This is a genomic window from Oceanicola sp. D3 (assembly GCF_006351965.1).
GTDB lineage: Bacteria > Pseudomonadota > Alphaproteobacteria > Rhodobacterales > Rhodobacteraceae > Vannielia.
Map to the genome: position 1 here is coordinate 1435493 of NZ_CP040932.1, position 22043 is coordinate 1457535.

Sequence of the window (22043 nt, forward strand, 5' to 3'; positions counted from 1 at the left end):
CTACGGGCATGACGACCCGTGCAGTTTCGGTGAATTTCGACGACGATGCGATGTGGGTGGCGCTGGAAGACGGGCGCACCATTGGCGTGCCTTTGGCGTGGTTTCCACGGCTGCTCGGGGCCAGTGCTGAGGAGCGGGCGGCGGTGGAAATTTCACCGTTCGGGCTGCATTGGGCAGGGCTGGACGAGGATATCTCTCTTAGTTAGTTGGAAATTTAATGTACCTTATGTATGTTGACGAAAGCGGCGACCCCGGAAACAACGTAGTCCAAACACGTTATTTTTGCCTTACGGGGATGGTTGTGCATGAAAGTCGTTGGCGCCAGTTCCATGGTGCGATGAGGGAATTTCGGAGAAACCTGAAAGACGTGTATGGTTTCCCGGTGCGGGAAGAAATTCACGCGGTGAAGCTATTGCGGCACTCGGCTTTTGATATTCCAAAACACATTCGTTTAGGAATACTTCGAAACCTTTTAGATGAACTCCGCAAGCAGGAGTACGTAAGGTTTACGTCAGTCGTAATGGACAAGCTGGGAAAGCCCGCGGACTTCGATGTCTTTGGTGCATCTTGGCGGACTTTGTTCCAACGCTTCGAGAATACACTACTGAACGGCAACTTCCCAGGCAGCCACGCCGACTCCTTCGGAACGATCTACACTGACGCAACTTCGGGTGAACGTTTGAATAAGTTGATGAGAAAGATGTCAGCGTTCAACCCAATACCTAACCAGAGCGGAGATGGGTATCGAGATATCCCAGTGGAGCGCGTGATCGAGGACCCATCTTCTAGAGATAGTAAGCACTCGCTTTTCATACAATCATGTGACGTGGCAGCCTACTTTCTATTCCAAGGATTTCAGCCGAATTCCTACATACTAAAGAAGGGGGCTCGGAGCTATTATAGGCGATTGGAGCCAGTGCTGAACCTATATGCGACGCGGCGAAATGAATTGGGTATCGTATGCATATAAAAAGGGCGGGCAGTTTCCTGCCCGCCGGGACGATCCTACTACTGGGTGTGCCCAGTTTCAGATCATAGACTATATATACACGCACAGTCCGTACTTTACCACCATTAATGACAGCAAAGTGAGGCCCCCCCTCAAAACGCATTCTGCACAGCGTCCGCCGTGTTCGTCACATCCCTCCCGACCCCCTTCACGGTTTCGCAGGCCGAGAGGAGGGTGAGGGCGATGAGGGCAAAGGTGATGCGGGTCATGGGGCTGCTCCGGGGCGTTTGTTTTTCGGGAGAGTAGCACTTCGGCGCGGGCGTGGGAATCCGGGGCGGAAAATTCCGGGCGGGGTTTTGCGCGGCAAGGCGTTGGGATTGTGGCGCAATTCCCTGCGGCTCACAGGTTATTCACACCATATTCCAACGGGTTATCCCCAGAAAAATCCGCTTCGGACCTAAATTTGCCTTGCCCGACTCACCCTCCGAGTGTGACGGTTTTGTTAACGCAAGGGGTCGCAAGACCCGGAGCGGGGCGCGGGGGCCTTCGGGGCTGGAGCGCATCGGCGGAGGGGTGACCCGAGGCTGGGGCGTGTCGAGAGCACCGGACGCTGGCCGAAACGGGGCGGTTTCTTTGAAGCCAAGCCGGGAAGGCGGCGAAAGAGCCATCGCGTTGGCCGGGAGGGGCGCAAGCCTTGACCGGATGGGGGGACGGCCCGGGAGGGTTGATCCCGCTTGTGCAGGGCCCGCGAGGGCTGGTGCATGCGAACGGGAGCGCCGCAAGGCCGGACCGTTCAGGAAGGCGTCGCGCCGGGGCTCAGGCCGTGTCGCGGCGCCTTTTCGCGTTTTCAGGCGGAACAGGCAGGGCGTGGGCGGCGTTTGGAAGCATATGCAGAGAAGGAGAGAGCAATGCCGAGCCGTGGACGAGTGACCCTGTATGCGCTGGCCGTTATGGCGGCGGCGGGGGCGTTGTTTTTGCTGTTCACCGGGCTGGCGTGGCTTGCCGGGGCCGTCTTTGTGGTGGCGCTGCTGGTGCTGCTGGGCGCGCGGTGGCGTGGGCGCAGCCGAGAGACGGAGGTGCGCGAGGTCTGAGCCGTTAGGGCTTTGTTAACCACGCGCGGGGCAGGCTGGGGCCATGCGATGGCTGGCGTTCACCCTTGCCCTGATGGGCTGCAACACCGTGAAGGAAGACCTTTCGGGCTATTCGGCGCAGAAGGTGCAGGCCATGGGCTACACCTTCAAGGTGTTTGCCGATGATCCGGAGTTTCAGGTGGTGCGCACCAATTTCGGCCTGCCCAATTCCAAGACATATCCGGCAGCCGTGGCGATGGCGGTGAAGCAGGCGACGGGCTGCGAGGTGTCTGAGGGCTCGCTCAGCGGCGATTACAACCTGACCAAGGGCAAGATGCACTGCCCCTGAGGCGGCGTTTGACGCATATCAAGGTTTGAATGTGAGGCCGGTGGCAGGGTGGCGGCGAGACGCGCCCTGATATGGAGGCTGGCGATGATCCGGCTTGCTTTGGTTTTGTATTCGCTCATCGGCACCACGCTGGCGGGCTCTTGTGTGGTGGCCGCATTGGTGATGGGGCAAGACACGCTCTGGCCGATCCTGATTGCAGCGGCGCTTGGCGCGGTGCTGGCGGTGCCGGTGGCCTTTTTGGTGGCGAAGCGTTTGGCCGGATAGGCGGCGGTGGGCAGATTGCCCACCCTACGCGGAGAGGAAGGCCTCGACGGCGGCTTCAAACTCGCGCGGCTTTTCGGCGTGCAGCCAGTGGCCGGCGCCGGGGATCTTGATCTGCCGGGCCTTCGGGAACTGCGCCTTGATCAGGGGGCGGGCGTCGGGCTGGATATAGTCGGACTCCGCGCCGGCGATGAACATGGCGGGGCCGGTGAATTCGCCCTCGGGTGCGGGCCAGCCGACGATCTTGTCCATCTCCCGGTCGAGCACATTGAGGTTCAGCCGCCAGCGGGGCGGGCTGGCCTTGAGGTCCAGCGATTGCAACAGGAAGGCGCGCACGGAGGCGGTGTTGATGCTGGCCGCGAGGCGCTTGTCGGCCTCCGAGCGGGAGGTGAGGCCGGTGAGGTCGAGCCCGCGCATGGCCTCGACCAGGTGGCCCTGGGTGTGGCTGTAGGCGACGGGTGCGATATCGGCCACCACGAGGCGGCGGATCAGCTCGGGGCGGGCGAGCGCCAGCACCATCGCGCTCTTGCCACCCATGGAGTGGCCGAGCAGGTCCACCGGCGCGCCCTCGGCCTCGATTACCTCGGCAAGATCACCGGCGAGGTCGGCGTAGCTGTGGCTGTCAAACCACGGGCTTTCGCCGTGGTTGCGCATGTCGACGGAGATCACCGGGCGCGGGCCCGAGAGCCGCTTGGCGATGACATTCCAGTTGCGCGCAGAGCCGAAGAGGCCGTGGGCGATGAGCAGGGTGGGGGCGGAGGTGTCGCCCTCGTATCGGGTGATGGCCAGCATGGGGCGGGCATAGCGCGGGCGCGGGGCCTGCTCAAGCGGGGTTTTCGGCGCGCGCGCAGGCGGCTAGAAGCCTCCGCATGGAACATCCGGTGAAACAGGTGGCCGATGGCTTGGCGCAGATGATGGCCGAGCGGCTGGGCATTCGGCGCGGCGAGACGCTGGCGGAGAAGCTGCGCAAGGGCGGGCGGCTGATGCCCAAGAAGGTGCGGCGTGAGGCGGCCTATATCGCCGAGACCGCGACGCGGATAGAGGTGCCGAAGTTCGCCTTTCAGTATGACGCCGCGCGGGTGGCGAAGGCCGAGAAGGTGGTGCGCCGGTTCCTCGAAGAGGTTGACCCGGCGGATCGGCGCAAGGGTGTGGTGCTGGGCATTCTGGGGTGGCTGGCGTTCAACTTTCTGCTCATTGCCGGCCTGGCGATCTGGTGGCTCTGGGAGAGCGGGCGGATTTGAGGCGCCTCCGGTGGTGGGCAGATTGCCCACCCTACACATGTCGGCTGCGCTGCCCTAAGTATCCGGTAACGGAGTGAAAGGGGCAGGCGTGGTATTTTCCACCATTGCGGATGGGGTGACGCGGAGCGTCGAGACGGTGGGCCATGTTGTCACCGGGGGCTTTCTGGAGCCGCGCATCCGGCTTGGGGTGACGGGCCTCAGCCGCGCGGGCAAGACGGTGTTCATCACCTCGCTGGTGGCCAACCTGATGGATCGCGCGCGGATGGGCGGGCTGCGCGCCGCCGCCGATGGCGCGATCAGCGCGGCCTATTTGCAGCCCCAGCCGGACGACACGGTGCCGCGCTTTGCCTATGAAGACCACCTTGCCGCCATGGTTGGCCCCGAGCCGCATTGGCCCGAGAGCACGCGGGCAGTGAGCGAGTTGCGCTTGAGCCTGAAGGTGCAGCCGGGCGGGCTGCTGGGCGGCTTGCGCGGGCCGCAGGTGGTGCACCTGGATATCGTGGATTATCCGGGGGAGTGGCTGCTCGACCTTGGGCTGCTGGATCTCGGCTATGACGAATGGGCGGCGCAGGCGCTGGAGAAGGCGCGGGCGCGAGAGCAGGGGGCGGAGTTCGTGGCGGCGCTGGAGGCTGTGGACGGCGCGGCGAAGCTGGAGGAACCGGTGGCCAAGCGGCTTTCGGACCTCTTTGCCGACTATCTGAAGGCGGCGCGGGAGGCGGGCTATTCAGACTGCACGCCGGGGCGCTTTTTGCTGCCGGGTGAGCTAGAGGGCAGCCCGGCGCTGACCTTTGCGCCGTTGCCGCCGGGCGAGGCGCCTAGGGGCTCGCTCAGGCGCGAGTTGGCGCGGCGGTTCGAGGCCTACAAACGCGCGGTGGTGAAGCCGTTCTTCCGCGATCATTTTGCCGAGATCGACCGGCAGGTGGTGTTGGTGGATGTGCTGGGGGCCATTCACGCGGGGCCGAAGGCGCTGGAGGATTTGCGGCAGGCGATGGCCGATATTCTGGGCGCGTTCAAGCCGGGGCGGAACGGCTGGCTGACGCGGCTGCTGGGCGGGCATCGGGTGGAAAAGATCCTGTTTGCCGCCACAAAGGCCGACCATTTGCATCACAAGCAGCACGGCAATCTGACGGCGATCACCGAGGCGCTGGTGCGCGAGGCGAAGGACCGGGCGGATTTTGCCGGGGCGAAGACGCAGGCGATGAGCATTGCCGCGCTGAGGGCGACGACCGAGGAGACGCGCAGCCACGAGGGCCGCGAGATTGATCTGGTGCGCGGCACACTGATGGAGACCGGGAAGAAGGCGGCGATGTATCCCGGCGCGTTGCCGGAAGATCCGGGCCGACTGCTGGGCGCCGCGCGGGGCGGGCGCGAGAGCTGGCTGGACGGGGATTATGCAGTGATGAAATTTGCCCCCGCCGAAGTTTCACTGAGCCCCGGCGAGGGGCCGCCGCACATCCGGCTGGACCGGGCGGCGGAGTTCCTGATCGGAGACAGGCTGCGATGAGCGAAAAATCAGGGCCGCTGGTCTTTGAAGTGGAAGACGACGCGCCGGGGCCGGACAAGGCACCGCCGGTGCCCGACATGATCCCGCAGGAGCGGGCGGCGATGCAGCGGCTGGCGGCGGCCTCGGCCCGGCCAAAGAGCCGGATTGCAAGGCTGTTCTGGGCCGGGCTTGTGGGCGTGGTCTCTCTGGTGGTGTCGGTCGCGGCATGGGACTTCGTGATGCGGCTGCTGGAGCGCGCGCCGGTGCTGGGCTACGTCGCCACGGCGTTGATTGCGGTGACGCTCATTGCGCTGGCAATCATGGCGCTGCGCGAATTGGCGGCCTTTGCCCGGCTGGCGCGGCTGGACGGCATTCAGAAGGCGGCGGCGGGGGCCTTGGTGAGCGGCGAGTTGAGAGAGGCGCGCGCGGTGGTGGACCGGCTCGACAAGCTCTATGCGCTGCGGGATGACACGAAATGGGGCCGCGACAGGCTGGCCGAGCGGCGGGGCGATGCCTTTGACGCCGATGCGCTGCTTTCGCTGGCCGAGCGCGAGCTGTTGGTGCCGCTCGACATGGCCGCGCAGGCCGAGGTGGAGGCCGCCGCGCGGCAGGTGGCGACCGTCACCGCGATCGTGCCGCTGGCGCTGGCTGATGTGTTTACTGCGCTGACCTCGAACATGCGGATGATCCGGCGAATTGCCGAGGTTTACGGCGGCCGCGCCGGGGTGTTCGGCTCGTGGCGGCTGACGCGCACGGTGCTGGCGCATCTGGTCGCCACCGGTGCGGTGGCGGTGGGCGATGATCTGATTGGCTCGGTCGCGGGCGGCGGGGTGCTCAGCAAGCTGTCACGCCGCTTTGGCGAAGGGGTCATCAACGGCGCGCTCACGGCACGGGTGGGCGTGGCCGCGATGGAGGTGTGCCGCCCGCTGCCCTTTGGCGAGGGCCGGCGCCCGAGCGTGACGGGGCTGGTGCGGCGGGCGCTGACCGGGCTGTTTGGGCGGGGCGAAAGCGCCGAGGACAGCTGACGCGCGGGTTCCCTGCGGGGAAACAAAGGGTTACTGTTGCCCGACCGGGGACAGTGAGGGCGGATTGTGGAAGTTGTTGTTGCGTTGTTGGCGCTTGTCGTCATCGGTCTGGTGATCTGGCTGATCGCGGTTCAATCCGGGCTGGGGCGGCTTCACCGCACCCTCGACAGGCTTGCGCGGGAGGTTGAAGGGCTGAAGCGCGGGGCGCAGCAGGCTCCGCCAAAAGAGGCCGCGCCGATGCAAACCGCCGCGGCAGAGGCCGAAGACCCTGAAGACGCGGCGCGCATAACGGCGCGGGAGGCTCTGGCCCCCGGGGCGGGGGCGCAGCAAGGCGATGGCCCGGGAACGGAGGGCGCGGCAGCGGCGGAGCGGCCCAAGATGCCGTGGGAAGAGGGCTATGAGCCCTCCAGAGACAAGCCCGCCCCGAAAGAACCACAGGCCCCGGCGCAGCCCGGTTGGGGCGAGAAGCTGGTGCACTGGCTGCAGGCCAACTGGTTTTACGCCGTGTCCGCCTTGTCGCTGGCGCTGGCGGGGCTGTTCCTTGTGCAATACGGGATCGAGCAGGGCTACCTGACGCCGGTGATGCGCGTGGCCGCTGCCTTGGCGCTGGGCGCGGCGCTGATCGCGGGCGGCGAATGGATCCGGCGCAAGCACGGCCATCAGGACGCGGTGGCCTATCTGCCCGATACCTTCAGCGCGGCGGGGCTAGTCTCGCTTTACGGCGCGGTTCTGGCGGCGCGGGGGCTTTATGACCTGATCGCAGCGGGCCCGGCGATGGCGGGGCTGGTGGCAGTGTCTGTCGGCGCGTTGCTGCTGGGCTGGCTGAACGGGCCGGTGCTGGCGGCCTTCGGCCTCATCGGCGCGGGGGCGGCCCCCTTTCTCGTGGGCGGCGAGGCCGAGAGCGCGACGATGTTTTACGTCTACTACGGGCTGCTCGGGGTGGCGGGCCTCGGGATTGACGCTTGGCGGCAGTGGCGCTGGGTTTCGGTGCTGGCGCTCGTGGTGGCGGGGCTTGGCGGGCTGGCGTGCTTTGCCGGGTCGGAAGAGATGCCCGGCTTTGCCATTTTGCTCACGGTGATGGTGCTGGCGGCGATGGCCTTGCCGCGCCGCGAGATCGGCCCAACCCATGACGGCGGTGCGCCGCTGCGCTGGCTGCTGGACAGAAGCGGCGGCTGGGGCGGCTACGAGGTGCTGATCGCCTGGGGCGCGATGGCGGCGGCCTGCTTTGTGCTGCTGGTGCTGCCGCGCGATGGGGCAGGGGAGTTTTTGCTGATCGAGGGGCTCTTCACGGTGCTGATCCTCGCGGTGACGCTTTGGGCGTGGCAGGCCAAGGCGCTGAGCGAGATGGTGCTGTTTCCGGCGCTGGGCTTCCTCGCGGTGATCCCGATGGAAAGCCTGATGGGCGGGGTGCTGATGCGCGATGCCACGCGGGTGGATGCCACCGGCGTGCCGATCCCCGCGCTGCCGCTTGAGGCCAGCCTCGTGCTGGTGATGGCGGCCCATGGCACCGTGGCGGCGGCGTGGCGCAGCCTCGTGGAGGGGCGCGAGGCGGTGGGGCGGCAAGCGCTGTTCTGGGGCATTTTCGCCGCGCTCTTCGCGCCGCTGGTGCCGCTGGGGCTGGAGCTGTTCTGGCTTTCCCCGCGCACGCCGGGCAGCTTTGGCTGGGCGGCGCATGTGCTGGCGCTGGCGGCGCTGATGGTGGCGATTGCGGTGCGCTTTGCCAAGGCCGACGGGGCGCAGCGCCGCCGCGCGGCCTGGGCGGTGCTCTCGGCCTCGGCGCTGATCGCGCTGGCGCTCTTCGTGTTGCTGACCAAGGTTGCCCTCACGGTGGCGTTGGCGGTGCTGCTGGTGATGGCCGCCGCGCTCGACAGGCGCTTCCGGCTGCGCGAGATGCAAATTTTCATCGCGCTCGGCGTGATCGTGCTGGGCTGGCGTGTGGTGGCCGACCCGGGGCTGTTTTGGTCGCTCCGGGCAAGCTGGGGCGCCTTCGCCCTCGGGTTCGGCGCGGCACTGGCCGGCATGGCGGTGGCCCTGCGGCTGATCCCGCGCGAAAACCGGCTGACGGGCCGCGCCTTTTTGGAGAGCGGGCTGCTGATGATCAGCGGCATCTTCGTCACCGCTGCGCTCTGGCGCTTCATCGAGGAGCGGGTGGGCGAGGACGGGCTGTTCAGCCACTGGAGCATGGGGCTGACGGCAACGGTCTGGATCTTCTGCGCGCTGGCTCAGGTTTACCGGATGCGGCTGGGCGGGCGGCTGAAGTGGCTGCGGATCGTGCTGGCCGCTCTCTACCTGGCGGCGGCGGGGATGTTCCTGCTGCTGGGGCTGACGCTGTTCAACCCGTTTATCTCGCCGGGGGGCGGGTTCCTGTTTCCGCTCGCGCGGATCCACGGCCCGCTGGTGCTGGACACGCTGGCGGTGGCCTACCTGCTGCCCGCACTGGCGCTTGCCGCTTTGGCGCGGATCGGCGGGCGGCGGCTGGTGCCTTGGGCCTTGGTGCCTGCCGTGGCGCTGGGCTGCTTCTGGGTGTTCATAGAGATCCGGCGGTTCTGGCTGGGCGATGATCTGTCGCTTGGCAACGGCTGGCTGGATGGCGAGCTTTATACCTACACGGTGGTGCTGATCGCGGTGGGCGCCGCGCTTCTGTGGCAGGCGATTGCCAAGGGCTCCACGCCGCTGCGCCGTGCGGCACTGGTGGTGATCGGTGTGGCGGTGGTCAAGGTTTTCCTGATCGACGCGCGCGGGCTGACCGGGCTGTTTCGGGTGTTCAGCTTCCTCGCGCTGGGCCTGTCGCTGGCTGCGCTGGCATGGCTCAACCGCTGGGCGGCACAGGAGGCGGCGGAGCGGGCCGAGGGCGATGAGGCATCTGAGCGGGGCGAAGAGGGCGAAGAGCCGCCCGGGTGAGCGGCTCGTCCACCCTGCGAGGTGTCCTCGCCGCTGGACCTTGCCCGCGCCGCTGCCTATAAGCCTGCCCATGACACATACGGGCCTCGCCATCATTCGAATTAGCGGCCCGGCGCTCTGAAACAGGAGTCGCCGGGACAAGGCGCATGGCCCCGCCGCGCCGCCCTCACCGACCATTTCAAAAGACTACGCCAAGGACGCCCCCAATGTGCGCCGAAACGCCTGACTACAAAGACACGCTGAACCTTCCCAAAACCGATTTTCCGATGCGCGCGGGCCTGCCCAAGCGCGAGCCGGGCTGGCTGGCCCGCTGGGAGGAGATCGGCGTTTATGACCGCCTGCGCGAGAAGGAGGGCCGCACCCCCTTCACGCTGCATGACGGCCCGCCCTATGCCAACGGCCACCTGCACATCGGCCACGGCCTCAACAAGATCCTGAAGGACATGGTGGTGCGCTCGCAGCAGATGATGGGTCGCGATGCGCGCTACATCCCCGGCTGGGACTGCCACGGCCTGCCGATCGAGTGGAAGATCGAGGAGCAGTATCGCCAGAAGGGCAAGGACAAGGACGAGGTGCCGATTGTCGAGCTGCGCCAGGAGTGCCGGGCCTTTGCCGAGAAGTGGGTGGATATCCAGCGCGAGGAGTTCAAGCGGCTGGGCATCACCGGCAACTGGCCGAAGCCCTACCTCACCATGGATTTCCACGCCGAGGCCACGATTGCCGCAGAGTTCCAGAAGTTTCTGATGAATGGCGCGCTCTATCAGGGGTCCAAGCCTGTCATGTGGTCGCCCGTCGAGAAGACGGCGCTGGCCGAGGCGGAGGTGGAATACCATGACCATCAGAGCCACACGATCTGGGTGAAGTTCCGGATCGGCGGCTTTGCCGGCACGCCGGAGCTGATTGAGCATTTCGCGCAGGCCGGCAACGAGGGGCAGGATGCGGTGATGGGCGCGGTGCAGGCCATGGCCGAGGACTTCGCCGACACCTCCGTCATCATCTGGACGACGACGCCCTGGACCATTCCGCAGAACCGCGCGGTCTGCTTCAGCCCCGATATCTCTTACGGGCTCTACAAGGTGACCGCCGCCGCCGAGGACAATTGGGCCAAGGTGGGCGACAAGTATCTGTTGGCCGACGATCTGGCCGAGGCGGTGATGGCGCAGGCGCGGGTGGAAAGCTACGAGCGCCTGCGGGGCGCCGCCGCTGCCGAGCTGGGCGCGATGAAAACCGTGCATCCGCTCTACAAGCTCGACGGGGCCGAGGGCGAATGGGACTATGACGTGCCGATGCTGCCGGGCGATCATGTCACCGCCGAGGCAGGCACCGGCTTTGTGCACACCGCGCCGAGCCACGGGGACGACGACTACCAGATCGGCCGCCAGTATGGCCTGCCGATGACCTACAACGTGCTGGAGGATGGCTCCTTCCGCGCCGATTTGCCGTTCTTTGGCGGGCAGGTCATCGTCAAGCCCAACGGCAAGGAAGGCGGGGCCAACAAGGCGGTGATCGACAAGCTCGCGGAGGCGCAGATGCTGATCGCGCGCGGGCGGATCACCCATAGCTACCCGCACAGCTGGCGCTCCAAGGCGCCGCTGATCTATCGCAACACGCCGCAGTGGTTTGCCGCAATCGACAAGGATTTGGGCGACGAGCAGGACACGCTTGGCACCACCATCCGCGCCCGTGCGCTCACCGCGATTGATCAGGTGAAGTGGACCCCGCAGAGCGGGCGCAACCGGCTCTATTCGATGATGGAAAGCCGTCCCGACTGGGTGCTTTCGCGCCAGCGGGCCTGGGGCGTGCCGCTGACGGCCTTCGTGAAGAAGGGCGCGATGCCCGATGACGAGGGCTTTTTGCTGCGCGACGCGGCGGTGAACGCGCGGATCATCGAGGCCTTCGAGGCCGAGGGTGCGGATGCGTGGTATGCCGAGGGCGCGAAGGAGCGCTTCCTTGGCGGGGACCATGACCCGGAGGCCTATGAGCAGGTGTTCGACGTGCTCGATGTGTGGTTTGACTCCGGCTCCACCCATGCCTTCGTGCTGCGCGACCGCGAGGATGGCGCGCCCGATGGGGTGGCCGATCTTTACCTTGAGGGCACCGACCAGCATCGCGGGTGGTTCCACTCCTCGTTGCTGCAATCGGTCGGCACGCGTGGGGTTGCGCCCTATCGCGGCGTGCTGACCCACGGGTTCACGCTGGACGAGAAGGGCAACAAGATGTCCAAGTCGCTCGGCAACACCATCGTGCCCGAGGAGGTGGTGAAGCAGTATGGTGCCGACATCCTGCGGCTTTGGGTGGCGCAGACCGATTACACCGCCGACCAGCGGATCGGCCCGGAGATCCTGAAAGGGGTGGCCGACAGCTACCGGCGGCTGCGCAACACCATGCGTTTCCTGCTCGGCAATCTGGCCGGGTATGACCCGGCAGAGGCCGTTGAGCCCGCCGATATGCCCGAGTTGGAGCGTTGGGTGCTGAGCCGCTTGGCCGAGCTCGATGAGGTGGTGCGCAAGGGGTATGACTCCTACGACTTCCAGGGCGTGTTTCAGGCGGTGTTCAACTTTGCCACGGTGGAGCTTTCAAGCTTCTACTTCGATATCCGCAAGGACGCCTTGTATTGCGACGGCCCAAGCCTGCGCCAACGCGCGGCCCGCACGGTGCTGGATATCCTGTTCCACCGGCTGACCACATGGCTTGCGCCGGTGCTGGTGTTTACCATGGAAGAGGTCTGGCTGGAGAGGTTCGGCGGCGAGGGTTCGTCGGTGCATCTGGTCGATATCCCCGAGACGCCTGCGGCGTGGCGCGACGAGGCGCTGGCGGCCAAGTGGGCTAAAATTCGATTAGTAAGAAGAATTGCGAATCTGGCTCTTGAGGTGGATCGCAGAGAAAAGAAAATTGGATCTTCTCTGGAAGCTAAGGTGACCATTTTCCTTGCAAAGGACTTCAATGGGATATTCGAAGGTGTTGATGCTGCTGAGCTTCTCATTTGCTCGGAGGCTACGATTGTGGAAGGCGCGGCTAAACTCGGTGTAGATGTTCCTCTTGCCTTTGACGAATATGAAGAGCTGGTTGCTGACGTCCCGACGATGACCTCAGCTTGGGCGCCGGACATTACTGAGTTTGCATTTGCAGCAGTTGAAGGGGCCGAGGGCGAGAAGTGCCAGAGGTGCTGGAAGATCCTGCCGGATGTGGGAACGCATAGCCATGCGGGCGTCTGCGGGCGCTGCGACGAGGCGCTGGGGTGAAAGCGGATGTAGTAGAGAGGAAGTGGCAATGTCTGAAAGGCTCGATAGTGCTTATGAGATGGCACAAGCCGCGATTGCGCAACTCAAGGCTTCCGTGCGGGTTGCCTTGAGCGAGGGGCCGAAAGAAGGCCTGAGAAACGTCGACATCGGTAAGTCTCTGGGAATTTACATGGGACATGTTGAGCACGTCGGCCATATTCCAAGAACCCTTCTGGAGATAATGCAGAAGGAAGGGGTCGTGACTCAGGATGCAGACACCAAGCTTTGGAAACTAAATTCGCAGGTGAGCGAAGACTAGTGGCTTCCTATGCCTTGCCTACACCCGTCGGCCGCATGGTGCTGACCGAGGAGGGCGGGGCGATTACCCGCGTGGCGTGGAGCGATGAGGCGGCGGGCGAGGGCTCGCCGCTTTTGCGTGAGGCGGGGCGGCAGATCGAGGGCTATTTTGCCGGCAAGCGCGAGGTGTTTGACCTGCCGCTGAGGGTGGAGGGCTCTGACCTCGTAAAACTGGTTTGCGCACAGATGTGCGAGATCCCCTTTGGTGAAACCACAACCTACGGCGCGATCTCGAAAGCGCTGGGCGTTCCGGCTCAAGCCATCGGCGGGGCCTGCGGGGCAAATCCGATTCCGCTGATCATCCCTTGCCACCGGGTGCTTGGGGCCGGTGGCCTTGGTGGCTTCTCGGGCGGGGTTGGCGTGGAAACCAAGGTGGCGCTGCTCAAGCACGAGGGCGCGGCGAGCCTGCTGATCTAGCGGCGGAGCAGGCGCAGGTCGACGAGGGCGGCGGCGGTGGCAGCCAGTGCGGCGAGGCAGAGCGCCCATTTGGAGACAAGCTCCATCGCGCCCTCGATCTGAACGGCGTGGAGGACGGTGGCCAGCACCACCAGCGCGGCCAGCGCGTTATGGGCCCACCGCCAGCGCGGCGGGGCGATGCGGCGGCGCAGGGCGACAAGGGCGGCGGTGGCGAGGATGGCCCAGAGCGAGATGAAACCCCAGACCGAGAAGGCCGTGGGCGCGCGCAGCAGCAGCGCATCCACGGTATCCGGCGGGCTGGTGAACCAAAGGCCGGCGATATGCAGCAGCGTCAGCCCCACCAGCGCCATGCCCGCCCGGCGATGCCAGCGGCGGCCCCTTGGCCCGCGCAGGCCGGGGAGGTAGCCCGCTACGAGGAGCGGTTGCAGCAGCAGCAGGCAAAGCGCGAGAATGCCCGCGAAGCCGCCGGTGATATAGGCAAAACCGCGATAGGCGAGCCACGGGCTGAGAGCGGCGAGCGCCAGCGGCACGGCGATGAGCGCGGCGAGCGCGGCCCAGATCAGCGCGGCGCGCAAGCTCAGGCGAGGACGAAATCGGCCCGCACGGAGGTGTCACGCGGGCTGGGCATGACCGGGCGCAGGAATACGGTTTCAAACTCGCCACCGTCATAGGCGAGGTGCGCGTGGGGCTGGCCGAAGTTGGGCACGATCTGCTCCATCTCCAGCGCAAAGCTGCCATCGGCGCGGGTGAGCACCGAGCCGTGATTGCGCGGCTCGCGCTCGCCGCCCAGCGTGGTGGCAGCCCAGATCTGGATGCGGCGGCCCTTGAGCGGCGCGCCATCAGCGGCGCGCAGCACCTTGCCGTGCACGGTGAAGCCGGAGCCGAGTCGCTCTACCAGCGGTGCGCCGGGGCGGTAGTTGTTGGCACCCCCGCGCATGCTGCGGGTGGGCGAAAGCGAGGCGGCGCGGGCGGTGGCGGGCAGGGTCAGCGCGGCGGCGGCAAGGCCTGCGGAAAGGAGGAACTGGCGGCGGGGCATCTGCATGGGGCGTCTCCCGGGTCGGTCACGTTCGCCCTCAAGGTAGCGCGTTTGCCCGCGCCGTGCAGCCCGGCGCGCGGCACAATCCCGTGAGGCTCAGCGCTGGGGGATCACCTGCTGAAGAATGCCCGCAAAGGTGAGGTAGAGCGTTGTCAGCCCGAGCGACCATGTGAGCCACGGCAGTTGCTCGAAGCTCTGCCATGCGGCGACGACGGCGAGGATGACCCAGATCGTCGCAACCGGCAGCGTGATGTTGCGCCAGCGCTTGGTGCGCGTCGGGTGAACGAACTTCAGCGGCAAGAACATCGCCGCCGCGAGCACCACCGAGCTGACGACGATGATCCAGGGTGCGGGATGCATGGCCATGAAGACCAGCACAGCAAGGTTCCAGCAGCCGGGAAAGCCGCGAAAGCTCTTGTCGGTCAGCTTCATCCTCGTGTCGGAGAAGTAGAGCACCGAGGAAAAGCAGATGCCAAGCGCGCAGAGGGCCGCCCAGGGGTTGGGCAGCAGGCCGGAGCCGTAGAGCGCGAAGGCGGGGATGAAGACATAGGTGAGAAAGTCGATGATCAGGTCGAGCAGGGTGCCGTCGATGATCGGCGCATGCAGGGTGACGTCATACTTGCGCGCCAGTGGGCCATCTATGCCATCCACGGCGAAGGCGGCGAGCAGCCAGAGGAACATCACCGGCCAGTCGCCCTGCACGGCGGCAAGCATGGCCAGCATCGCGAGCGCTGCCCCGGTGGCGGTGAAGAGGTGGACCCCATAGGCCTTGAACTGATCCGACATGGGGCGAAGGGTTACCGGGCCGGGGCGGGCGCGGCAAGGAAATAGCTTGCTGCAGTGCGCGAAGCGCGGGCCGGCGGTGCCGGGGTGCGGTGCAGTTGCATCAGGCGCGCTTGCGGCCCTGCGGGTGGGCGCGGTCATAGACCTGCATCAGCCGGGCGCTGTCCACCGCGGTGTAGGCCTGCGTGGTTGAAAGCGAGGCATGGCCGAGCAACTCCTGAATCGTGCGCAGATCTCCGCCTGCCTCAAGCAGATGGGTGGCAAAGCTGTGGCGCAGGGCGTGGGGGGTGCAGGTGGCGGGCAGGCCAAGCTGCATTCGGGCGGCCTCTGTCACCCGGGCCACGGCGCGCGGGCCAAGCGCCCCGCCGCGCACGCCGCGAAACAGCGGCTCGGTCGCGCCCAACTCGTGCGGGCATTCGCGGCGATAGTCTTCCACGGCGGCGCGGGCCACCGGCAGCACCGGCACCAGCCGCTCCCGGCCACCCTTGCCGGTGATCCGCAGCACCTCGGCCAGCGGCGCATCCGCCCCGCGCAGCCCCAACGCCTCGGAAATCCGCAAGCCGCAGCCATAGAGAAGCGTCACCACCGCCACATCGCGGGCGGCAACCCAAGGGTCGGGGTGTTGCAGGGAGACGGTGTCGATCAGGTCGCGGGCCGCACCGCGCGCAACGGGGCGGGGCAGCTTGCGTTGATACTTCGGCGCGCGCACCGAGAGCGGTGCCGAAAGCTCCAGCCCCTCGCGCTCGGCCAGCCAGCCCAGAAAGCCCTTCACCGCCGAGAGCCGCCGCGCCAGAGAGCGTGCGCCCAGCCCGGTGCCGCGCTCATGGGCCATCCAGGCCCGCATATCGGTGAGCGTGAGGTCGGCCATCCGCGCCACGCCAAGCCCCTCGCCGCCGAGGTGGCCGGGGAGGAAGGCGAGAAAGGCCGCAACATCCTGCTGATAGGCGGTCAGCGTGTTTTCGGCGCGCCCGTCGAGCGCCCGCAGCTGCGAAAGCCACAGCTCCAGCGCGTCAGCCAGCGCCGGAGGCAGCAGGCTCATCCCAGAAAGCGCCGCATCTGGCGCTCGAACACACCGGCGAAGAAGCCCAGCAGGTCGGTGCCCTGGCTCGGGCGGAACTGGTGCGGGTCTTCGGCGCCCATCACCAGCAGGCCGGGCAGGCGCCCTGCGCCGAAGTCGAGCTTCAGGCAGGCCTCGGAGTGGATATCGGGCGCGGCGGCACCGTAGATCACCGAAAACTGCGGCCGGGTCTGGCGCAGCGTCACCTGCCGCACCGGCTTGTCGCGGCCCATGGTGAGGTAGTCGTTCACGAAGCCCGGGGGGGCCACATGCAGCACGTCGCCCAGCTTTTGCACGGCGGGATCTTCGCCCTCCTGCACGCTTTCCAGCACGAGGCGCAGGCAATCGACCCGCAGGATATTGGCCACCTCGCCGCCGAGGTTTCGCAGGAACTCTTCAAATTCCATTGGTTCCAGCATGGTGAGCACCGCACGGTGCACCTGATTGGTGCCGGCGAGGTTTTCATAGGCGGCGGCAATCACCGAGCGGTGGGTATCTTCCAGCCGGTCAAGCCGGGCCTCCAGCCGCTCCATCGCGATGCCGCGCAGGTCGACGATATTGCCGCCCAGTGCCTTCTCGTTGGCCGCGATCAGCGCATGCATGATGTCGCGATCCTCAAGGATCATATCGGGTTCGGAAATGATCATGGACCGCAGCCCGATCAGCTGCTCCGCTGCTTCGCTCATATCTGCCTCTCGATCCGTCATGGGTGCATTATAGCCCATGCGTGGTTTTTGGTTGCCTCTTTTGTTTCAAACCGAAGCGCGGGCGGGCAAGGGTTTTGTCGGTGAGGCGGGGGGAGCGGCCGTGAGGGTGGCGCTTGAGTCACAGGGCAGGCGTGGGGGTTTCACACCCCCACACCCCCGTGGGAATATTTGCAGCAAGAAAATGGGGCAGGGACAATTTTAGACGAATTGTCTAGGCAAGTTGCCCCTGCGCCCGGGTCTGTCAGACGATCTTGATGTTAGCCTCTGCGGCATCTTTGACGAACTGGGCGAGGCCCTTGTCGGTAAGCACGTGATTGGCCATGGCCTTGATCACGCCCGGAGGTGCGGTGGCCACGTCGGCGCCGATCAGGGCGGCGTCTTTCATGTGGTTGGCCGAGCGGATCGAGGCGGCGAGGATCTGGGTGGAGAAGGCGTAGTTGTCATAGATCGTGCGGATGTCGCCGATCAGCTCCATGCCATCGAGGTTGAGGTCATCCAGCCGCCCGATGAAGGGCGAGATGAAGGTGGCCCCGGCCTTGGCGGCCAGCAGCGCCTGATTGGCGGAGAAGCAGAGCGTGACGTTGACCATTGTGCCCGCGTCGGAGAGCGCCTTGCAGGTTTTCAGCCCGGCCCATGTGAGCGGCACTTTCACCGCGATGTTCTCGGCGATGCCTGCCAGCTTCTTGCCCTCTTCGAGCATGGTTTCGGCGTCGGTGGCGACCACCTCGGCAGAGACCGGGCCATCGACGAGGTCGCAGATTTCCTTGGTGACTTCGAGGATGTCGCGCCCCGACTTGAGGATCAGCGAGGGGTTGGTGGTGACGCCGTCGACCATGCCAAGGTCGTTCAGCTCTGCGATGGCGTCGATCTCGGCGGTATCTACGAAAAATTTCATGGGCGGCCTCCTCGGGCAGACTTGCGGTTGCGCTTCTCATACCGCAGGACAGGGGGCACTGAAACCCGGATAAGGTGGAAATGTGAGCGCTAACGCCACATCGCAGGGATGCCATTTTGCTGAGGGCGAGCCGGTTGCGGTGCTGACCACCCAGCCGCTGGGCGGCACGCTGGACTATGCCGCGCCCGCGGGCGGCGTGGCGGAAGGGGCCTTTGTGGTGGTGCCGCTGGGGCCGCGCCGGGTGATGGGCGTGGTCTGGGGGCCGGGCGAGGGCGGGTTTGACCGCGCCAAGCTGCGCCGCGTGGGTGAGGTGCTGGATGTGGCTCCGATGGGCGCGGGGATGCGCGAATTCCTGACCCGCGCCGGGGCCTACACGCTGACCGACATGCACCAGATGCTGCGCATGGCCACCCGTGCGCCCGGCCTCGCCACGCCGCCGGGGATGCGCAAGGTCTATCGGCCCGGGCAGGGCGAGGTGGACCGGATGACGCCCGCGCGTGAGCGGGTGCTGGCGGTGCTGGAAGAGCATGGCGGGCTGTCCTTTACCCTCGGCGAATTGGCGGAGATCGCGGGTGTCTCGACTGGCGTGGTGAAGGGGCTGGTGAAGCTGGGCGCGGTGAGCGAGGAGTTGGCCCCGCGCGATGTGCCCTATCCGGCGCTGGACCCGGGCTATGGCGGCAAGGCGCTGAATGCAGAGCAGGCCGAGGCCGCCACGGCGCTGCGGGCTGGGGTCGCCTCGCGGGAGTATGGCACCACGCTGCTGAAGGGGGTGACCGGCTCTGGCAAGACGGAGGTCTATCTGGAGGCGGTGGCGGAGTGCCTCAGCCAAGGGCGGCAGGCGCTGGTGCTGCTGCCGGAAATTGCGCTGACGCAGGAGTTTTTGGCCCGAGTGGAAGCGCGGTTTGGCGCCAAGCCCGCCGAATGGCACCACGGCGTGACCGTCACCGAGCGGCGGCGCTGCTGGAAGATGGTGGGCGAGGGCGGCGCCTCTCTGGTGGTGGGCGCGCGCTCGGCGCTGTTTTTGCCGTTCCGCGAGCTGGGGCTCATCGTGATCGACGAGGAGCACGACAATTCCTACAAGCAGGAAGATGGGGTGACCTATTCGGCCCGCGACATGGGCGTGCTGCGCGCCAGCATCGAGGGCGCGCAGATGGTGCTGGCCTCGGCCACGCCTTCGCTGGAAAGCTGGGCCAACGCGGAGGCCGGAAAATATGCCCGCGTTGAGCTGACATCGCGCTACGGCACGGCGGTGCTGCCGGAGATGAACGCCATCGACATGCGCACCGAGGGGTTGCCGGGCGACAAGTGGGTGTCTCCCAGCCTGCAGGGGCTGGTGCGCGACCGGATGGAGAAGGGGGAGCAGGCGTTGCTCTTTCTCAACCGGCGCGGCTATGCCCCGGTGACGATCTGCCGGGCCTGCGGCCATCAGGTGGCCTGCCCGGATTGCGATGCGCGGATGGTGGAGCACCGGTTTTTGAAGCGCCTGATGTGCCACCAGTGCGGCCATACCGAGCCGGTGCCCGAGGTCTGCCCGAATTGCGAGGTGGAGGGCAAGCTGGCACCGGTGGGGCCGGGGGTGGAACGGTTGGCGGAAGAGGTGAAAGAGCTATTCCCCGAGGCGCGTGTGGCGGTGCTGTCGAGCGATCTCTTTGGCTCTGCGCGGGCGCTCAAGGCGGCGGTGGAGGGCATCGCGGGCGGGGCGGCGGATATCGTGATCGGCACGCAGATGGTGGCAAAGGGGCACAACTTTCCGCTGCTGACGCTGGTGGGGGTCATCGACGCCGATCTGGGCCTTCAGGGGAGTGACCTGCGGGCGGCAGAAAAGACCTTTCAGCTGATGCGGCAGGTGGCGGGCCGTGCCGGGCGGGCCGAAGCGCCGGGGCTGGCGGTGCTGCAAAGCTACCAGCCCGAGCATCCGGTGATCCGGGCGATCCTGAGCGGGGATGAAGAGGCCTTCTGGCGCGCCGAGGCGGAGGAGCGCAAGGCGGCGGGGGTGCCGCCCTATGGCAGGCTGGTGGGCATCGTTCTGAGCTCGCCCGAGCTTGAGGATGTGAATGCGCTGGGCATGGCGATGGCGCGGCGGAAGGAGCCGTTGCGGGCGATCGGGGCGCAGGTGTTTGGCCCCGCGCCCGCGCCGATTGCGCGGATCCGGGGGCGGCATCGTGTGCGACTGCTGATCAAGGCCGAGAAGGCCGCGCCGGTGCAGGGCGCGGTGACGGCCTGGCTGGCGCAGTTTGACTGGCCGGGCCGGGTGCGTGTGCAGGTGGACGTGGACCCGCTGAGCTTTTTCTGAAGGCGGCTGCGCGGGCCTTTTCGCTGCGCTCATCGGGGGAGCGGGCGGCTACCCGGCAGGGATGATGTCTGCCCATATCGGTAGGTGATCGGAGGCGCGGCGGGCCAGCGGGCTATCATTCACCCCCGCGTCCTGGAGCGCCAGATCATGCGAAAGGGCCACCCGGTCCAGCGCAGCCATCGGGCGGCGCGTGGGAAAGCTGCGGCCCGGGGCATGCGCCTTATAGGCGCCATCAAGCGGCTCCAGCCCGCGATTGAGCCGCCACTCGTTGAAATCGCCGGTGATCACCGTTGGAAGGGGCGGCAGGGCGGCGAGCCGCTCGCGCAGCTGCGCCAGTTGGGCGCGGCGGTAGCGGCGCAGCAGGCCGAGGTGCACGCCAACGATGCGCAGCGCGTCCAGATCCACCGCCACGGCCCCGCGCGGCTCCAGCCCGGGCAGCTCGATACGGCGCGGTGCGCCATGGGCCATGCCCTTGCGCAGCAGGATCGCGTTGCCATGCCAGCCGATGGACACCGGCGAGGCGGCAAGGCGCACCAGCTCAAAATCGCTCTCGGCCTCCACCATCGCCGGGGGCAGGGCGGCGGGGCGCGCGCCAAGGCGCAGATCGGCCTCTTGCAGCGCCACCACATCGGCCCCGAGCGCGCCGATCACGTCAAGCACGCGGGCCGGATCGCGGCGCCCGTCGGTGCCCCGGCATTTGCGAAGGTTGTAGCTGGCAACCCGAATGGGCGATGATGCGGCCATGCTTTATATGTCGGTATCGCGGGGCGCGGTGCCAAGGGGGGCGAAATGGCGCAGGCAAGCTGGTTCACCAAGGCACTCTGGCTGATCCTTGCCGGCGCGCTGGCCGAGTCGCTCTGGGTTGGGCGCTACCAAACGGCCTTCATCGCGGTGGCGACCTTTTCGCTGACGCTGGTGCCGATGGCGCTGGCGCGGCGGTTCGAGATTTACGTGCCGCCCTCCTTCATGGCGGCGCTCACCTTCTTCATCGTCGCCACGCTGTTCTTTGGCGAGGTCTGGCAGTTTTATGACAGGTTCTGGTGGTGGGATGTGCTGCTGCACGGCGGCTCGGCGGTGGGCTTCGGGCTGATCGGCTTTGTCCTGGTCTTCATCCTGTTTCAGGGAGACCGCTACGCCGCCCCGACCTGGGCAATGGCGCTGTTTGCCTTTTGCTTTGCCATGACGATCGGCGCGCTTTGGGAGGTGTTCGAATTTGCGATGGATGAGGGGTTTGGCACCAACATGCAAAAATCGGGCCTGCCGGACACGATGACAGACATCATCGTGGATGCTGTCGGCGGGTTCATCGGTGCGGGCTCGGGGGCGCTTTACCTCAAGGGGCGGGCAAGCGGGGGCCTGCCGGGAATGGTGGCGGATTTTCTGGAGCGCAATCGAAAGCGGTTCGGGCGGAAGTAACCCGGACTAGAGTGGCAGGGGGCCGTCGGGTTTGAGCTGGGCCATGACGATTTGGCTTTGCACGCGGGCCACCGAGGCATGGGGCAGGAGCACCTCCTGCACCAGCCGATTGAGGGCTGCCAGATCGGTGCAGAAGATGCGCAGGAGGTAGTCGGCATCGCCGGTCATCACCCAGGCGCTGGTGATCTCCGGCGTTGTGGCGACGAGCCGGGCAAAGCTTTGGGCCGCGTCTGGCGCATGGGCCGCCATATGGACCTGGATCATCGCCTGCACCCCCAGCCCAACGGCCTCCGGCTCGACCCGGGCCACATAGCCCGCAATAAGCCCGGCGGCTTCCAGCCGCTGCCGCCGTCGCCCGGCTTGGCTTGGGCTAAGCCCCAGCCTTTGCCCGAGGGCCTCCGCCGTTTGGTTCGCATCCTCTTGCAGAAGGCGCAGAAGGGCTGAGTCGGCTTTATCGAGCGTCATGCGTGTTTTTCGCGTTAAGTTTGGTTTATGTGCGGTTTTAACCCGGGTTGTCGGCTTTGTCCTAGGAATAACGCGCACAATCCGCCCCAAAGATACGCTAAACTCCCGAAAAGCGAA

Annotated in this window: 24 protein-coding genes; 14 read left to right on the forward strand and 10 right to left on the reverse strand. The window is 66.3% G+C overall.

Annotated elements, in window-relative coordinates; translation table 11 throughout:
• The first annotated feature begins 8 nt into the window (after positions 1 to 8).
• Both FHY55_RS07350 and FHY55_RS20960 read left to right on the forward strand, forming a co-directional pair.
• Positions 9 to 206: a DUF2442 domain-containing protein gene (locus FHY55_RS07350; RefSeq protein WP_140013566.1), complete on the forward strand. Its 198-nt coding sequence runs from the start codon at positions 9 to 11 to the stop codon at positions 204 to 206.
• A 20-nt stretch (positions 207 to 226) separates the two neighbouring features.
• Positions 227 to 970 carry a DUF3800 domain-containing protein gene (locus tag FHY55_RS20960; protein ID WP_168222955.1) on the forward strand — a complete coding sequence of 248 codons (744 nt, stop codon included), beginning with the start codon at positions 227 to 229 and terminating at the stop codon, positions 968 to 970.
• Positions 971 to 1101: 131 nt separating this feature from the next.
• Here the strand turns inward: FHY55_RS20960 and FHY55_RS07360 are convergent, their stop codons facing one another.
• A complete protein-coding gene (locus tag FHY55_RS07360) occupies positions 1102 to 1218 on the reverse strand; it encodes an entericidin, EcnA/B family (RefSeq protein WP_140013568.1) in 117 nt (38 codons plus the stop codon).
• Positions 1219 to 1857: 639 nt separating this feature from the next.
• Here FHY55_RS07360 and FHY55_RS07365 point away from each other — a divergent pair.
• From FHY55_RS07365 to FHY55_RS07375, 3 genes are all read left to right on the forward strand, one after another.
• Positions 1858 to 2040: a hypothetical protein gene (locus FHY55_RS07365; RefSeq protein WP_140013569.1), complete on the forward strand. Its 183-nt coding sequence runs from the start codon at positions 1858 to 1860 to the stop codon at positions 2038 to 2040.
• 43 nt (positions 2041 to 2083) lie between these two features.
• The gene (locus tag FHY55_RS07370; protein ID WP_140013570.1) at positions 2084 to 2368 is read left to right on the forward strand and encodes a hypothetical protein; all 285 of its coding nucleotides are present in this window, start codon (positions 2084 to 2086) and stop codon (positions 2366 to 2368) included.
• An 84-nt stretch (positions 2369 to 2452) separates the two neighbouring features.
• Positions 2453 to 2632, forward strand: a complete 180-nt coding sequence (locus tag FHY55_RS07375) for a CTP synthetase (RefSeq protein WP_140013571.1) — start codon at positions 2453 to 2455, stop codon at positions 2630 to 2632.
• Positions 2633 to 2656: 24 nt separating this feature from the next.
• Here FHY55_RS07375 and FHY55_RS07380 read toward each other — a convergent pair whose 3' ends face one another.
• The gene (locus FHY55_RS07380) at positions 2657 to 3421 is read right to left on the reverse strand and encodes an alpha/beta fold hydrolase (protein ID WP_140013572.1); all 765 of its coding nucleotides are present in this window, start codon (positions 3419 to 3421) and stop codon (positions 2657 to 2659) included.
• 77 nt (positions 3422 to 3498) lie between these two features.
• Between FHY55_RS07380 and FHY55_RS07385 the strand changes: the two genes are divergently transcribed.
• The 7 genes from FHY55_RS07385 (at position 3499) to FHY55_RS07415 (ending at position 13274) form a co-directional block, all read left to right on the forward strand.
• Positions 3499 to 3870, forward strand: coding sequence for a hypothetical protein (locus tag FHY55_RS07385; RefSeq protein ID WP_140013573.1), 372 nt, complete (start codon positions 3499 to 3501; stop codon positions 3868 to 3870).
• Between the two features lie 88 nt (positions 3871 to 3958).
• Positions 3959 to 5374: a YcjX family protein gene (locus FHY55_RS07390; RefSeq protein WP_140013574.1), complete on the forward strand. Its 1416-nt coding sequence runs from the start codon at positions 3959 to 3961 to the stop codon at positions 5372 to 5374.
• The gene (locus FHY55_RS07395) at positions 5371 to 6378 is read left to right on the forward strand and encodes a YcjF family protein (protein WP_140013575.1); all 1008 of its coding nucleotides are present in this window, start codon (positions 5371 to 5373) and stop codon (positions 6376 to 6378) included. The genes FHY55_RS07390 and FHY55_RS07395 overlap by 4 nt, the downstream gene beginning before the upstream one ends.
• 66 nt (positions 6379 to 6444) lie before the next feature.
• Positions 6445 to 9279: a DUF2339 domain-containing protein gene (locus FHY55_RS07400; protein ID WP_140013576.1), complete on the forward strand. Its 2835-nt coding sequence runs from the start codon at positions 6445 to 6447 to the stop codon at positions 9277 to 9279.
• 206 nt (positions 9280 to 9485) lie between these two features.
• The gene (gene ileS, locus FHY55_RS07405) at positions 9486 to 12521 is read left to right on the forward strand and encodes an isoleucine--tRNA ligase (RefSeq protein ID WP_140013577.1); all 3036 of its coding nucleotides are present in this window, start codon (positions 9486 to 9488) and stop codon (positions 12519 to 12521) included.
• 28 nt (positions 12522 to 12549) lie between these two features.
• The gene (locus tag FHY55_RS07410; RefSeq protein WP_140013578.1) at positions 12550 to 12819 is read left to right on the forward strand and encodes a hypothetical protein; all 270 of its coding nucleotides are present in this window, start codon (positions 12550 to 12552) and stop codon (positions 12817 to 12819) included.
• A gap of 14 nt (positions 12820 to 12833) precedes the next feature.
• Complete coding sequence (locus FHY55_RS07415) at positions 12834 to 13274, forward strand: methylated-DNA--[protein]-cysteine S-methyltransferase (RefSeq protein WP_371707516.1); 441 nt, start codon at positions 12834 to 12836, stop codon at positions 13272 to 13274.
• On the opposite strand, the gene FHY55_RS07420 is transcribed toward FHY55_RS07415, so the two are convergent.
• The 6 genes from FHY55_RS07420 to fsa form a co-directional block, all read right to left on the reverse strand.
• Positions 13271 to 13849 (reverse strand): ferric reductase-like transmembrane domain-containing protein, encoded by a 579-nt coding sequence (locus FHY55_RS07420; RefSeq protein WP_210410544.1) that lies wholly within the window; start codon positions 13847 to 13849, stop codon positions 13271 to 13273. The genes FHY55_RS07415 and FHY55_RS07420 overlap by 4 nt on opposite strands.
• 2 nt (positions 13850 to 13851) lie before the next feature.
• Positions 13852 to 14316 carry a twin-arginine translocation pathway signal gene (locus tag FHY55_RS07425; RefSeq protein WP_140013580.1) on the reverse strand — a complete coding sequence of 155 codons (465 nt, stop codon included), beginning with the start codon at positions 14314 to 14316 and terminating at the stop codon, positions 13852 to 13854.
• Between the two features lie 90 nt (positions 14317 to 14406).
• A complete protein-coding gene (locus FHY55_RS07430) occupies positions 14407 to 15096 on the reverse strand; it encodes a phosphatidylcholine/phosphatidylserine synthase (RefSeq protein ID WP_140013581.1) in 690 nt (229 codons plus the stop codon).
• Positions 15097 to 15196: 100 nt separating this feature from the next.
• Entirely contained in the window at positions 15197 to 16132 is a 936-nt protein-coding gene (locus tag FHY55_RS07435) for a tyrosine recombinase XerC (RefSeq protein WP_140013582.1), read from the reverse strand.
• On the reverse strand, positions 16129 to 16836 hold the full coding sequence (locus tag FHY55_RS07440; RefSeq protein WP_140013583.1) for a DUF484 family protein: 708 nt from the start codon (positions 16834 to 16836) through the stop codon (positions 16129 to 16131). The genes FHY55_RS07435 and FHY55_RS07440 overlap by 4 nt, the downstream gene beginning before the upstream one ends.
• 262 nt (positions 16837 to 17098) lie before the next feature.
• On the reverse strand, positions 17099 to 17752 hold the full coding sequence (gene fsa, locus FHY55_RS07445) for a fructose-6-phosphate aldolase (RefSeq protein ID WP_140013584.1): 654 nt from the start codon (positions 17750 to 17752) through the stop codon (positions 17099 to 17101).
• Positions 17753 to 17834: 82 nt separating this feature from the next.
• Here fsa and FHY55_RS07450 point away from each other — a divergent pair, with 82 nt between their 5' ends.
• The gene (locus FHY55_RS07450) at positions 17835 to 20045 is read left to right on the forward strand and encodes a primosomal protein N' (RefSeq protein ID WP_140013585.1); all 2211 of its coding nucleotides are present in this window, start codon (positions 17835 to 17837) and stop codon (positions 20043 to 20045) included.
• Positions 20046 to 20093: 48 nt separating this feature from the next.
• Here the strand turns inward: FHY55_RS07450 and FHY55_RS07455 are convergent, their stop codons facing one another.
• Positions 20094 to 20789 carry an endonuclease/exonuclease/phosphatase family protein gene (locus FHY55_RS07455; RefSeq protein WP_140013586.1) on the reverse strand — a complete coding sequence of 232 codons (696 nt, stop codon included), beginning with the start codon at positions 20787 to 20789 and terminating at the stop codon, positions 20094 to 20096.
• A 45-nt stretch (positions 20790 to 20834) separates the two neighbouring features.
• On the opposite strand from FHY55_RS07455, the gene FHY55_RS07460 reads away from it, so the two are divergent.
• On the forward strand, positions 20835 to 21461 hold the full coding sequence (locus FHY55_RS07460) for a hypothetical protein (protein ID WP_140013587.1): 627 nt from the start codon (positions 20835 to 20837) through the stop codon (positions 21459 to 21461).
• Between the two features lie 6 nt (positions 21462 to 21467).
• Here FHY55_RS07460 and FHY55_RS07465 read toward each other — a convergent pair whose 3' ends face one another.
• Positions 21468 to 21926 (reverse strand): Lrp/AsnC family transcriptional regulator, encoded by a 459-nt coding sequence (locus FHY55_RS07465; RefSeq protein ID WP_140013588.1) that lies wholly within the window; start codon positions 21924 to 21926, stop codon positions 21468 to 21470.
• Positions 21927 to 22043 lie beyond the last annotated feature (117 nt).